This is a genomic window from Xanthomonas sacchari, from assembly GCF_040529065.1.
Lineage (GTDB): Bacteria > Pseudomonadota > Gammaproteobacteria > Xanthomonadales > Xanthomonadaceae > Xanthomonas_A > Xanthomonas_A sacchari.
In genome coordinates this window covers 12710-27639 of sequence record NZ_CP132343.1, presented here as the reverse complement: position 1 = coordinate 27639, position 14930 = coordinate 12710, and the positions used below count along the sequence as shown (strand labels likewise).

The window sequence follows — 14930 nt, the reverse complement described above, 5'->3', positions numbered from 1 at the left end:
CCGCGAAGTCCGAGGCACCAGGATGGCTGCCAGCGCCCATGGGGTGGCGCGTTTTGGGGGAATCGAAATATGTCTACAAAATACTCCGCATCGAGCGGTGTGCGACTGATGTTGCGTTTGCTGATGGCGCTGCTGTTGATGGCGACGGCGCAGGTCTGTCTGGCTGCCGGGCCCTACTGCACGACACCGCAGACCGCGACCGTGAACCAGGGCCAATCGGTGACGTTCGACGTCAGCAGTTGCGACGGCCCGAACAACTTCGGCATGAGTGATGGCGCGCAACCGTCGCACGGCAACTACGTGCTTACCGGCCAGCTCGACGCCGCCGGCACGGAGCGAGTGACCTATACCAACAACGGCGATGGCGCGAGCTCGGACTCGTTCTACCTGCTGGACGAGGACAACAACCAGATCGTCTTCAACATCACCATCAACCCCTCGCGCACCGCCAGCATCACGGTCTCCCCGTCCAGCGCCAACGAGGACAGCGGCACGCCCTTCGTCTACACGGTGACGCTGAGCTCGACCAATAGTTCGGCGACCACGGTGAACCTGACCCGCAGCGGCACGGCCACCAGCGGGACCGACTACACCGGCGCGGTCACCAGCGTCGTGGTGCCGGCCAACGCGACGTCCGCAAGCTTCAGCGTCACCCCGGTCGCCGACACCACGGTGGAGCCGGACGAGACGGTGATCTTCCAGGTGGCCAACGGTACCGGCTACTCGATCGGCAACCCGTCCAGCGCCACCGCCACCATCGTCAACGACGACTATCCCTCGGCGAGCATCGCGGTGTCGCCGGCCAGCGTCGCCGAAGATGGCAGCGCCAACCTCGTCTACACCGTCACCCTGAGCCAGGCGTCGCCGTCGGCGCTGTCGATCGGCTTCAGCGTGGGCGGCACCGCGACCTCGGGGACCGACTACGCCGCGGTCAATTCGCCGCTGGTGATTGCGGCCGGCCAGACCAGCGGCACCATCACCGTCGATCCCACGCCCGACACCACGGTGGAACCGGACGAGACCGTGGTGATCAGCCTCAACGCGGGCAGCGGTTACACCGTCGGTTCGCCGTCCAGCGCCACCGGCACCATCCTCAACGACGACCAGCCGGCGCTGTCGGTCAACGACGTGTCGCAGAACGAAGGCAATTCCGGCAACACCGGGTTCACCTTCACCGTCTCGCTCAGCCAGCCGGCCGGCAGCGGCGGGGTCAGCTTCGACATCGCCACTGCCAACGGCACCGCGACCGCCGGCACCGACTACATCTCCTCCAGCGTGAACGGGCTGACCATTCCGGCGGGCAGCAGCAGTGCCACCTTCACCGTGCAGGTGATCGGCGACACGCTCAACGAGCCGAACGAAACCTTCTTCGTCAACGTCACGAATGTCAGTGGCGCCACCGTCGCCGACGGGCAGGGCCAGGGCACCATCGTCAACGACGATGCGGTGCCGGCGCTCTCGATCGGCGACGTCAGCGTCACCGAAGGCAACAGCGGCGTCACCACGGCCACATTCCCGGTCACCCTCAGCGCCGCCAGCGGCCAGACGGTCACGGTCAACTACGCGACCGCCGACGGCAGCGCCAACGCCGGCAGCGACTATGTCGCCCGCTCCGGCACGCTGACCTTCTCGCCCGGCACCACCACGCAGAGCGTGGCGGTGACCATCAACGGCGATACCACGGTCGAGCCGGATGAAACGTTCACGGTGACGCTGTCCGGCGCCAGCAACGCCACCATCGCCCGCGCCACCGCGACCGGCACGATCCTCAACGACGATGCGGTGGTGACGATCTCGCCGACGTCGCTGCCGGCGGCCACCGCCGGCACCAGCTACAGCCAGACCCTGAGCGCCAGTGGCGGGACCGCGCCGTATGGCTTCGCGATCACCACCGGCACGTTGCCGGTGGGGATGCTGCTGAGTTCCGCCGGCGTGCTGTCCGGCACGCCCAGCGGCACCGGCAATTTCAATTTCACCGTGTCCGCGACCGACAGCGGCGCGTCGCCCATCAGCGGTAGCCGTGCCTACACGTTGACGGTGGCGTCGCCGACCCTGACGCTGCCGGCGACAACACTGCCCAACGGCACCGCCAGCCAGGCCTACAGCGCATCGATCAACCAGGCCAGTGGCGGCATCGCGCCGTACACCTACGCGGTCACTGCCGGTGCCTTGCCGGCGGGCGTGACCGTCAACAGCGCGAGCGGCGCGCTCAGCGGCACGCCCACCGTGACCGGCAATTTCAGCTTCACCCTGACCGCGACCGACAGCACCTCCGGAACCCCTGGCCAGGCGTCGCGCAGCTATACGCTGGCGATCGTCGCGCCGACCTTGACCGTCGCTCCGTCCACGCTGCCGTCCGGAACCGCGGGTGCTGCTTACAGCCAGACGCTGAGCACCAGCGGCGGGACGGCGCCCTACACTTACGCGCTCAGCTCCGGAGCCCTGCCTGCGGGCCTGAGTTTGAGCAGCGCCGGTGTCCTCTCCGGAACCCCGACCGTGGCCGGCAGCTTCACCTTCGTCGTCGGCGTTACCGACGCCGGCAATTTCGGTGGCTCGCACGCCTACACCCTGTCCATCGCCTCGCCGACCCTGGCCATCACCCCGCCGACGTTGCCGGCAGCGGCGATCAACGCCAGCTACAGTCAGGCGCTGAGCACCAGCGGTGGCACTGCGCCGTACAGCTACACGCTCAATGCCGGTAGTTTGCCGAGCGGGATGAGCCTGAGTGCCGGCGGTGTGTTGTCCGGCACGCCGACCACGGCCGGCAATTTCGCGTTCACCGTGCGCGTCACCGACGCCAACGCCTTCACTGCGGCGCAGGCGTTCACCCTGACGGTTGCGTCGCCGACGCTGACGCTGTCGCCGCCGGCACTGCCGGCCGGTACTGCGGGCAGCGCCTACAGCCAGGCACTCAGCGCCACCGGTGGGACCGCGCCCTACAGCTACAGCCTCGCCACCGGTGCATTGCCGGCAGGGTTGAGCCTGAGTGCGGCCGGCGTACTGTCCGGCACCCCGACCCAGGCGGGCAGTTTCGTCTTCACCGCCACGGTCACCGACAGCACCGCCGGCGTCCCCGGCCAGGCCAGCCGCAGCTACACCCTGAGCATCGCCGCACCGACCCTGACTCCGGGTCAGCCGACCTTGCCGGCCGGCACCGCGGGCACTGCCTACAACCAGACCCTGAGCACCAGCGGCGGCACTGCGCCGTACAGCTACAGCGTGGTCAGTGGCGCCTTGCCGACCGGGTTGAGCCTGACCACGGCGGGTGTGCTGTCCGGCACGCCGAGCGCGGCCGGCAGTTTCGCCTTCAGCATCAAGGTGAGCGACGCCAATGGCTTCTCGGCGACGCAGGCCTACACCCTGACCATCGCCTCGGCGGTGCCGGCACCGGTGGCAGCGAACGACACCGGCGCCACCCTCGTGGATACCGCGCTGACCCTGGCGGTCACCGGCAACGACACCGGCAGCATCGACAGCATCGCCATCGCCACGGCGCCCAGCCACGGCACCGCCACGGTCGATGGCGTGCGCCTGGTGTACACGCCGGCGCCGGGCTACGTGGGCGTGGACAGCGTGCACTACACCGCCGTCGGCGCCGGCGGCAGTTCGGCCCCGGCCGTGGTCACCATCACCGTCAACGCCCGCCCCATCGCGGTGTCGGTGACGGTGCCGGCGGTGACCGGGCAGGCGCAGACCCTGGACGTCACCCGCGACGCCACCGGCGGGCCGTTCGTGGCCGCTGCCGTGGTCGCGGTGCTGCCGGCCAACGCCGGTACCGCGACGATCACCCGCGCAGCCGCTAAGGCGGCTGGCGTGCCGACTGCGGCCGCGGACGACGGCCCGGGCTTCATGCTGACCTTCGTGCCGAACCCGGCCTTCTCCGGCAACGCCACGGTGCGCTTCACCCTGTCCAACGCCTATGCGACCTCGGAAGAGGCGAACATCGTGTTCGTGATCGCGCCGCGCCCGGATCCGACCCAGGATGCGCAGGTGCGTGGCCTGATCGACGCGCAGGCCGAGTCGACCCGGCGCTTCGCCAAGGCGCAGATCGACAACTTCCAGCGCCGCCTGGAAGCGACCCACCGTGGTGCGCGCGGCTTCGACAACGGCGTGAGCTTCCAGGCCACCTCGCAGTGCCGCCAGCGCGACCGCACGCTGCAGAGCGACCGCAACCTCGACGCGCAGGCGTGCGACCCGGCCAACCGCGACCTGCGCGACGACGCCGTGGACGGCGGTGCCGACACCGTGTCGGCGGCACCACGCGATGCCAACGCGGCAGGCGACCTCGGCCTGTGGGTGGGCGGTGCGATCCGCTCCGGCAGCCTGGACAAGCAATCGCAGCGCGCCGGCGTGGATTTCCAGACCGATGGCCTGAGCCTGGGCGCCGATTACCGCGTCTCCTCGGCCTTTGCGCTGGGCGCGGGCGTGGGCTTCGGCCGCGACGACAGCGACGTCGGCCGCGACGGCAGCCACAGCAAGTCCACCGCGTACACGCTGGCGCTGTATGCCAGCTATCACCCGGGCCAGACGCTGTTCTTCGACACCCTGGTCGGCTATCAGCTGCTGTCCTACGACCTGCGCCGCTACGTCACCGACAACGGCGCGCTGGCCGAAGGCGATCGCAGCGGCCACCAGTGGATCGCGTCGCTGTCGGCCGGTGCCGACCTGCAGCGCGGCGACTGGCAGATCACCCCGTATGCGCGGGTGGATGCCGCGCGCGCCACGCTCGACGCCTACAGCGAAGCGGCGATGGCGCCGTATGCGCTGCGCTACGAGGACATGGACGTGGCCACCACCACCGGCAACCTCGGCCTGCGCCTGGAATGGCGCCGGCAGATGACTTGGGGCCGGCTGACCCCGCAGTTCCGGCTCGAGTACCAGCACGACTTCCAGGGCCGTGGCGATGCCGCGCTGGGGTATGCCGACATCATCGGCGGCACCCTGTATCGCACCGGGCAGAGCGTGTACGACCGCAACCGGCTGATGCTGGGCGTGGGCGTGGTGTTCAGCACCGACCAGGGCCTGTCCACACGCGTGGAGTACCGCGGCGTGACCGACGGCGACAGCGGCAGCGACCAGACCTGGATGTTCAACGTCGAGAAGAAGTACTGACGTTTGAGCCCCTCTTCCGCCGGGAGAGGGGTTAGGGTGAGGGTCCGGCGCGCAGCGACGCGCGATGTCTGGGTGCGCGAGGCTGCGCACGTACCCTCATCCGCCCCTGCGGGGCACCTTCTCCCGAGGGGAGAAGGGAGAAGCCGAAGCCCCTCTCCCCCGGGAGAGGGGTTGGGGTGAGGGTCCGACGCGAAGCGACGCGCGATGTTTGGGTGCACGAGGCTGCGCACGTACCCTCATCCGGCCCTGCGGGCCACCTTCCCCCAAAAAGGGGGCCGTGGTCCCGAGGGGAGAAGGGAATAGCTAGCCCCTCTCCCACCGGGAGAGGGGTTGGGGTGAGGGTACGACGCGAAGCGACCCGCGATGTTTGGGCACACGAAGCTGCGCCCGAAAGCACCACCTGCCCGCATCCGGCACAATGCCCGGCACATGCCTGCCCCGTCCGCGCCCGATTTCCGGCTGTATCCGTCCAACGCGCTGGATACCCTGGCCGCCCTGCTCGCCGAAGAACTGCGCCGGCCGCCGCCGGGGCAGCCCTTGCTGGCGCCGGAGGTGGTGCTGATCCCGCAGGTGGCGATGCGGCGTTGGCTGCAATCCACCCTGGCCGCGGTGCACGGGGTGGCGGCGAACCTGGAATTCCTGACCCCCGGCGAATTCGTCGCGCGCGCGCTGGAGCGCAATCTCGGTGCGGCGGCCGATGACCTGGACATGGCGACCATGCACTGGCGCCTGTACGCGGCGCTGCAGGGCGACCTGGGCAGCGACGCGGCGCTGGCGCCGCTGGCCGGCTATCTGGCCGACGGCGATGCGCTCAAGCCGTGGAGCCTGGCCGGCGAGCTGAGCAACGTGTTCGAGAAGTACCAGGCCTGGCGCCGCGACTGGCTGCTGCGCTGGGAAAGTGGCGCCGACCCGAACGATCCACAGGCGCGGCTGTGGCGGCGCATCGCCAGCGGCCGCGCCTATCGCGCGCGGCGCATCGGCCAATACCTGGACCGCTACGCGCGTCCCGATGGCCCATTACCGCAGGGCCTGCCGCGGCGCCTGTTCGCCTTCGCCGTGCTCAACATCTCCCCCGACGTGCTGCGCGTGCTGGCCACGCAGGCGCGCGCCGGCACGCTGCACTTCTACCTGCCGACCCCGGCGCAGGGATACTGGGGCGATCTGCAGACGCTGTGGCAGCGCCGCCGCGAGGGTGGGGCGGTGGACCTGTTCTCCGACCACGTGCAGGAGAACCCGCTGCTGCAGGCCTGGGGCGCGGCCGGGCGCGATTTCATGGCGCTGATCGGCGACTACGAGGTGGTGCATCCGCTGGCCGAGATCGCGGTCTATGCCGATCCGCTGGAGTCGGGCCGGCGCGCGCTGGCCGATGGCGGCCTCGGCGACAGCCTGCTGCGGCGCATGCAGAGCGATCTGTTCCATCGCCGTGCGCCGGCGCGGCCGGCGCCGCTGGCCGCGGTGGATCCGCACGATCCCAGCCTGCAGGTGCACGCCTGCCACACCCGCCTGCGCGAACTGCAGGTGCTGCACGACCAACTGCGTGCGCTGCTGGACGACCCGCGCTTCGAGCCGCCGCTGCAGCCGCGCGAGATCGCGGTGCTGTCGCCGGACATCGACCCCTACGTGCCGTACCTGGACGCGGTGTTCGGCGGCCACGCCGGCGACGACGCCTTGCCCTATGCGCTGGCCGACGCCAGCCCGCTGGCCAGCGAGCCCCTGGCCGAAGTGTTCCTGGCGCTGCTCGGCCTGCCGATCGCGCGCTTCGGCCTGCACGAGATCCTGGATCTGCTCGCCAGCGCGCCGATCGCCGAGGCCGCTGGCCTGGACGAGGCCGGGCTGGAGCGTCTGCGCGCCTGGCTGCACGCCGCCGGCGCGCGCTGGGGCCTGGACGCGGCGCACCGGCAACGCCACCAGGCGCCGGCCGACGACGCCTACACCTGGCGCTTCGCCCTGGACCGCCTGCTGCTCGGCCACGCCAGCGGCGCCGAGGACGACATCGACGGCGTGGCGCCGTGGCCGCAGCTGGAAGGCAGCGCGCTGGCGGCGCTGGACACGCTGCTGCGCCTGCTGCGCGTGCTCGATCGCCACCAGGCCGCGCTGGCCGAGCCGATGCCGCCGGCGCAGTGGCGCGAAGTGCTGCTGGGCCTGCTCGAGGCGCTGCTGCCGCAGAGTCCGTCGGCACCGCGGCAGCAGCGCGCGCTGGAGCGGTTGCGCGCGCTGATCGACCAGTTCGCGCGCGATGCCTCCCGCGCCGACTACACCGAGGCGGTACCGGCCGAGGTGGTGCGTGCGCACTTCGCCGCGGTGCTGGGCGAATCGGACACGCGCGCGCCGCTGCTCACCGGCGGCATCAGCTTCGGCCGCATGGTGCCAATGCGGCTGCTGCCGTTCCGGGTCATCTGCCTGCTGGGCATGAACGATGGCGACTTCCCGCGCCGCGATCCGGCCGCCGGGCTCAACCGCCTCACCGCCGAACTGGGCACCACGCGCCGCCGCCACGGCGACCGCTCGACGCGCGAGGACGATCGCTTCCTGTTCCTGCAGCTGTTCGCCTCGGCGCAGGAGGTGTTCTACCTCAGCTACCTGGGCGCCGACGCGCGCGACGGCAGCGTGCGCGAACCCTCGCCGCTGGTCGGCGAACTGCTGGCCTGTGCCGCCCAGTACCACGCCGACCCGGCCGCGGCCGCGGCACTGGTGGTGCGGCATCCGTTGCAGCCGTTCGCCGCCGCCGCGTTCGGCGCCACCGGTGCCGAGGATGCCGACCCGCGCCGTTTCAGCTACCGACGGCAGTGGCGGCCGGCGGTGGACAGCCTGGTCGGCCAGCGCCAGCCGCTGGCGCCGTGGATCGACGCGCTGCCGGCCGTGGCCGACGACGCGCTGCCGGCGCAACTCTCCATCGACGACCTGCGCCGGCTGCTGGTCGATCCGGCCGGGCAGTTCCTGCGTCAGCGCCTGGGCCTGCGCCTGCCCGATCCGGCGCAGGCTGACAGCGACCTGGAACCGCTGCTGGCGCCCAGCCGCGGGCTCGATCAGTACGGCCTGCAGCAGCAGGTGTTCGAGGCGGTGCTGCGCGAGGACACCGAGGCCCTGTACGAACGCCTGCGCGCCCGCGCGTTGCTGCCGTCCGGGCCGCTGGGCCGGCGCCAGCTCGACGAGCGCGTGCGCCAGTTGCGCCCGTACGCCGAGGCGTTCCGGCAGTGGCGTGGCGGCGACGACGCGCCGCTGGCGCCGCGGCTGCAGGTGGACCTCGACGGCACCGCGCTGCACGGCCGCCTGCCGGGTTGGTATGCGTCTGGCGTGGCGCGCGTGCAGGTGGGCGCCTTGAGCGGGCGCAGCGCGATCCGCCACGGGCTGGAATGGTTGCTGCTGCGCGCCGCCGGAGAACGCGCGCCCTACGTGCGTTTCTTCGACCACGACGACAGCCTCGGCCCGCATCCGATGGACCGCGAGCCGCTGCCCGCCGCCCAGGCGCAGCAAGCGCTGGGCGAACTGCTGCAGCTGTACCAGCATGGCCGGCAGGCGCCGCTGGCGTTCGCGCCGTACAGCAGTTGGAAGTACTACCAGGCCGCGCGCGCCGGCGATCTCGACAAGGCGATCAAGGACGCTGCCGCGCAATGGCAGGCCAGCTTCGGCTGGAGCGAGGCGGACAGCCCCGAACTGCGCCTGGTCGGCCGCGGCCGCGACCCGTTCGCCGATGCGCAGCGCTTCGCCGAGTTCGCCGCCACCAGCCAGCGCGTGTTCGGCCTGCTCGAACAGGGCGACGCCGGCCCCGCACTCGATCCCGAGCGGCTGAGCGAGAGCTGGCAGCGCTGGCGCGGCACCCAGGAAGACGCCGAATGAGCGCCGCACCCGACCGCGACCCCTATCTGCAGTTGCCGCTGCACGGCGTGCGCCTGATCGAGGCCAGCGCCGGCACCGGCAAGACCTTCACCCTGGCCACCTTGTTCACCCGCCTGGTGGTCGAACGCGGCTTGCGCCTGGGCCAACTCCTCGCCGTTACCTTCACCGAGGCCGCCACCCAGGAACTGCGCCGGCGTATCCGCGAGCGCCTGGCGCTGGCGGCGACGCTGGTACCGGACGCCAATGGAAGCCTCGTAGGAGCGGCTTCAGCCGCGACCGATATCGCGACCGCCCCATCGCGCCCAACCCCGCAACAAGACCCCCCGGACGTCGCCCTCACCCGCGCCATCCTCACCGCGCACCTGGCCGCCAGCACCGAAACTCCCACCGCCCTGCGCCGCCACCTGCAGCAGGCTGCCGAGGACATCGACCTCGCCGCCATCTTCACCATCCACGGCTTCTGCGCGCGCGTGCTACGCGAGCACGCGCTGGAGAGCGGCCAGGCCTTCGCCGCGCCGCAACTGCTCACCGACGACCGCGAACTGCTGCGCGACGTCGCCGCCGACCTGTGGCGGCAACGCGCCGCCGATCCGGCGATGGCCGAGGACCTGGTGGCGCTGTGGCCGGGCGGACCGGACGGCATGGCCACCGATCTGCGCGAACTGGTGCGGCATCCGACCTTGCTGCCGGCCGCGCCGGCTCTTGCACCCGATCCATCGGCCGTATGTGACTCGGCCGCACGTGAGTTGGTCGTCGCACTGAGCGCGCACGGGGACCAGGCTTACGACGCCATCGCTTCCGCTTTTGACAACAAGGTATTCGACGGACGTCGTGCGCGTCGCCCAAGTTTCGACAAGGCATTCGAGCAACTGTGGAAAGGCCGTGCAGAAGCGAATTGGGTGTTCGATGAACGTAGCCATCTCGACAAACTTTTGCCGTCGCGCTTACGGGAGTTCTGCAAGGACGGAATGCAGGATCGCGTGCCGTCCTCACCGTTGTTTACGTCATTGGATGCGTGGCAACAGGCTGATGCACAGGTTCGTCGTTGGCGAGAAAAACGTCGCATCCGCCTGCTGCACGCATTGCGCGCCGACGCGGCGGAGCGGCTGGCCTATCTCAAGCGCCAGCGCCGCGTGCAGACCTACGACGACCTGGTCGAGGGCGTGGCGCGCGCGCTGGAAGGCCCGCACGGCGCCGCCTTGGCGCAGCGGCTGCGCGCGCAGTACGCGGTGGCCCTGGTGGACGAATTCCAGGACACCGACGATCGCCAGTGGACGATCTTCCGCAAGGTGTTCGCCCCGGACACGGCCAATCCCGCTGCGGCGCAGGACGGCGCGGCGATCGCGCCATCGCTGTCCACAGCGGACGACACGCCGCCGCTGCTCGCCTTGATCGGCGATCCCAAGCAGGCCATCTACGGCTTCCGCGGCGGCGACGTGCGCACCTACCTGGCCGCCGCCGCGGACGCCGAACGCGCGCCGCCGCTGGCGCACAACTTCCGCTCGCGCCCCGCGCTGCTGGCGGCGATCGACGCGCTGTACACGCAGGCCGGCTACGCCGATGCGTTTCTCACCGACGGCATCGCCTTCCACCCGGTGCAGCCGGGCAGCAAGCGCGTCGATGCCGACCTGCAGCGCAATGGCGCACCGGCCCCGGCGCTGACCGTGTGGCGCGCGCCGGAACCACCGCCGCCACCGGCCACCGCCAAGGGGCCAGGCAAGTCCAAGCCGTGGAGCGCCGGCCGCGCCCGCGAGCTGTGCACCGCCGCCTGCGTCGCGGCGATCCGCGGCTGGCTGGCCGATGCGCGCGACGGAAACGCCACGTTGCTCGGCCGCCCCGTGCAGGCCGGCGACATCGCCGTGCTGGTGCGCAGCCACGGCGAGGCCACGCGCATCCAACAGGCGCTGGCCGCGGCTGGCATTCCTGCGGTCGCCGCCGGCCGTCGCAGCCTGTTCGCCACCGAGGAGGCGCTGGAACTGCTGGCGCTGCTGCAGGCGCTGCTCGATCCCGGCGACGACGGTCGCCTGCGCGCCGCACTCGCCACCGTGCTGATCGGCGAGGACGCCGCCGCCATCGCCGCGCTCGACCACGACGGCGAGCGCCACCGCCGCTGGCAGCAACAGGCACTGGACTGGCGCGAGCGCTGGCAGCGCGGCGGCCCGCTGGCCCTGATCGGCGACCTCGGTGCCGCGCACGGGCAACGCCTGCTGGCGCTGGTCGACGGCGAGCGCCGCCTCACCAATTACCTGCAACTGGCCGAACTGCTGCAGGAAGCCGACACCCGCGCGCTCGGCCCGCATGGCCTGGTCGACTGGCTGGCGCGGCGCATCGCCAATGCCGACGACAGCGACGAAGCGCAGCAACTGCGGTTGGAATCGGATGCGCGCCGCGTACAGATCGTTACCCTGCACAAGAGCAAGGGCCTGGAGTATCCGCTGGTGTTCCTGCCGTATGTCGGCATAGGTCGGAAATCGCCCGAACAAAAGCCGGGAAAGCGCGTGGTGATTCACCGGGACGGCAAGCGTTGTTTGCACTGGCCGCCCGATCAGCCCGATTCCACCGAATGGAAAGCGGTGTTGGACGAATGGAGGGAAGCGCAAGACGCCGAGGACGCACGCCTGCTCTACGTCGGCCTGACCCGCGCCGAACATGCGCTGTGGATCGCCACCGGCGCGTTTCCGCAGCACGAGCGGACGCCGCTGGCGCCGATGCTGCGTGACCTCGACGCCTTGCAGGCCGCCGCTGCTCCCGGTGCCATCACCATCGACAGCACCCCGCCGCCGGCGCAGTTGCCGCGCCTGCCGCCCGAGCCGGCGCCGCCGGTGCCGCCGGCGCGCGTGCCGCAGCGGCGCGTGCTGCCGGAGTGGTGGGTGTACAGCTTCACCCAGCTCGCCAATGCCGACGCCGGCAGCGACCCGATGGCCAGCGCCACCGTGCCCAGCAGCGGCGGCAGCGACGAACCCGCCGCCAGCGAGCCGGTCAGCGCCGCGGTGGAGGTGGACATGGTCGACCGCCGCTTCGTCGGCAACCGTTTCGGCGTGGCCATGCACGACGTGTTCGAGCGCTGCGACTTCGCCGCATGGCGTAGCTGGCAGCCAGGCCAGCCGGCGCCGGCCGGGCAGGCCACCGCCATCGTCGAAGCCCTGCAGCGCGGCGGCTATGCTGAGGACGAGCTGGAAGACGGCACCGCCATGCTCACCGCCTTGGTCGGCAACACCCTCACCGTGGCGCTGCCGGAGGGCACCTGCCTGGCCGCGGTGCCGGAGGAGCAGCGGCGCAACGAAATGGAATTCCACTTCGCCATGCGCCCGACGCGCGTGGACGCGTTGCTGGCGCTGCTACACCGCTTCGGCGTGGCCGGCGAGCGCCAGGCGTTCGGCACGCGACAACGCCTGGAGGGGCTGATGACCGGCCTGATCGACCTCACGTACCAGCACAACGGCCGTTGGTACGTGCTCGACTACAAGTCCAACCGCCTGCCGGCCTACGACCCCGACACGCTGGCGCGGGCGATGGCGCACAGCGAATACACCTTGCAGGCGCTGATCTACACCGTGGCCCTGCACCGCTGGCTGCGCTTCCGCCTGGGCGGTGCCTACGACTACGCCCGCGACTTCGGCGGCGTGCGCTACCTGTTCTGCCGCGGCCTGGATGCCGCACGCGACCCGTCGCCAGGCGTGCACGCCTGGCGCTTCGACCCAGACCTGATCGAAGGCGTCGACGCCCTCTTCGCCGGCGCCCCAGCCGAGCCCCTCTCCCCCCGGGAGAGGGGTTGGGGTGAGGGTCCGTCCGCCCACGGAGTCACCCCGTGAGCCAACCCACCTACCTCATGCCCGCCCGCCACCGCACTGTCGCCCCGCGCACGCTTAAGCCCCTCTTTCCCCGGCGACCGCAGGAAGTCCCCGTGGGAGAGAGGGGTTGGGGTGAGGGTCCGCCCGCTCACGGAGCCCCCACCCCGTGAGCCAACCCACCCACCTCTTATCCACCCTCTACCGCACCGGCACCCTGCGCACGCTGGACCACGCCTTCGCGCACAGCCTGAGCCGCCTCGACCCGGACACCCCCGACCCGGTCCTGGCCGGCGCCGCCCTGGCCTCGCTGGCGGTGGCCAGCGGCCACGCCGGCCTCGACCCGGCACGCGCCAGCCTCCTGCTCGACACCCGCGACGGCGTCGCCCCCGCGCTGCCCACCGCAGACGACTGGACTCGCGCCCTGGCCGCCTCGCGCTGGGTCGCACAACCCGCCGCCGAAGACCCGGCCAGCCCCGACTGCCCACTCGTACTCGAACACGGCCTGCTCTACCTGCGCCGCTACCGCGAGTACGAGCGACGCCTGGCCCTGGGCCTGCGCCGCCTCGCCGCGCAGCCGCTGCCGCACAGCGACCTCGCCGCCCTCGCGCCCCTGTTCGCCCAGCTCTTCCCTCTCCCCCCGGGAGAGGGTGCCCGCAGGGCGGGTGAGGGTACGACCGCCAGCGATCCCCAATCCGATCGCCAAGCCCAAGCCGCCGCCCTCGCCCTGCGCCGCGCCCTGCTGCTGGTCACCGGCGGTCCCGGCACCGGCAAGACCACCACCATCGCCCGCCTGCTGCTGCTGCGCATCGCCCAGGCCCGCGGCGCCGGCCTGCCGCCGCCGCGCATCGCCCTGGCCGCGCCCACCGGCCGCGCCGCCGAGCGCATGGCCGAGAGCCTGCGCGCCGCGGTGGCGCGCGCACTCGTCGACGGCGTCGACCCCACCCTGGCCGACGCCCTGCCGGCCGGCGCCAGCACCCTGCATCGCCTGCTCGGCGTCATCCCCGACCAGCCTCGCTTCCGCCACGACGCCGACAACCCGCTGCCGTTCGACCTGATCGTGATCGACGAAGCCTCCATGGTCGACCTGCCGCTGATGTGCAAGCTGGTCGACGCCGTGGCCGACGGCGCGCAACTGATCCTGCTCGGCGACGCCGACCAGTTGCCCTCGGTGGAGGCCGGCGATGTGCTCGCCGCGATCCTGCAGGCCGCCGGCCCCGGCGACGCGCTGCAGCCCGACGACGCCCAGGCGCTGCAGCCGCTGCTCGGCCACAGCGCGGTCGCGCACGACCACGGCGGCTTGGCCGGGCACCGCGTGCACCTGCTGCGCGGCTACCGCCAGGCCCAGGACTTCGCCCTGGCGCCGCTGGCCGACGCGGTGCGCAGCGGCGATGCCGACGGCGCCCTGCGCCTGCTGCGCGACGGCCAGCTCGCCGGCGTGCACTTCCATGACGGCGTCGACGACGCGCTTGCTGCCGGCGGCGACGCCCTGCTCGCGCACTGGCGCGCGCTCGGCGACACCGACGATCCGGCGCAGGCCCTGCGCGCCGCCGCGCGCCTGCGCCTGCTCACCGCTGTGCGCGCCGGCCCGCAGGGCGCGCGCGGGCTCAACGCGCGCATCGAACAACTGCTGGCCGAGACCGCCAGCGGCGCACGCCGCCTCGGCGCCGCCTCGCCCTGGTTCAACGGCCGCCTGCTGCTGATCACCGAGAACAGCTACCGCCACGGCCTGTTCAACGGCGATGTCGGCATTTGCTTGCGCGACGCGCAAGGCACCCTGGTCGCCTGGTTCGACGGCGCCGGCGACGGCCAGGCCCGCGGCTTCCACCCGGCCGCGCTGCCCGCGCACGAGAGCGCCTTCGCCATGACCGTGCACAAGGCCCAGGGCAGCGAGTTCGACGAAGTCTGGCTGCAGTTGCCGGCGCGCGACGCCCGCGTGCTCAGCCGCGAACTGGTCTACACCGGCATTACCCGCGCCCGCCGCGCGCTGCACATCGCCGCCAGCGAACCAGTGCTGCGCGCCGCCCTGGCCCGGCACGCGGCGCGCATCTCGGGGCTGGCGTGGCGGTTGGGTGGGGAGCGCATCGCGGCGTCGTCGGAAGCGGCCTCGCCGGCCGCAGCGCCGATACAGGGGTCGCTGTTCTAGCCATCGGTGCGCCATGCGATGATCCGGCCACCTTCTCGTGTCCGGCC

At 71.8% G+C, this 14930-nt stretch carries 4 protein-coding genes; all 4 read left to right on the top strand.

Features of this window, described 5'->3' with window-relative positions:
- Nucleotides 1-108: 108 nt before the first annotated feature.
- The 4 genes from RAB71_RS00080 to recD all read left to right on the top strand — a co-directional run bounded on the left by RAB71_RS00080 (nucleotide 109) and on the right by recD (nucleotide 14883).
- A complete protein-coding gene (locus RAB71_RS00080; protein ID WP_010341082.1) occupies nucleotides 109-5112 on the top strand; it encodes a putative Ig domain-containing protein in 5004 nt (1667 codons plus the stop codon).
- 429 nt (nucleotides 5113-5541) lie between these two features.
- On the top strand, nucleotides 5542-8949 hold the full coding sequence (gene recC / locus RAB71_RS00075) for an exodeoxyribonuclease V subunit gamma (protein WP_041499772.1): 3408 nt from the start codon (nucleotides 5542-5544) through the stop codon (nucleotides 8947-8949).
- A complete protein-coding gene (gene recB, locus RAB71_RS00070) occupies nucleotides 8946-12761 on the top strand; it encodes an exodeoxyribonuclease V subunit beta (RefSeq protein WP_010341079.1) in 3816 nt (1271 codons plus the stop codon). The genes recC and recB overlap by 4 nt, the downstream gene beginning before the upstream one ends.
- Nucleotides 12762-12906: 145 nt before the next feature.
- Complete coding sequence (recD, locus tag RAB71_RS00065) at nucleotides 12907-14883, top strand: exodeoxyribonuclease V subunit alpha (protein WP_104609608.1); 1977 nt, start codon at nucleotides 12907-12909, stop codon at nucleotides 14881-14883.
- Nucleotides 14884-14930: the final 47 nt, after the last annotated feature.

Excerpts from the sequence above, each read along its gene's own strand:
- RAB71_RS00080 (WP_010341082.1), top strand. The coding sequence starts at position 109 with ATGTTGCGTTTGCTGATGGCGCTGCTGTTGATGGCGACGGCGCAGGTC.
- recC (WP_041499772.1), top strand. The coding sequence starts at position 5,542 with ATGCCTGCCCCGTCCGCGCCCGATTTCCGGCTGTATCCGTCCAACGCG.
- recB (WP_010341079.1), top strand. The coding sequence starts at position 8,946 with ATGAGCGCCGCACCCGACCGCGACCCCTATCTGCAGTTGCCGCTGCAC.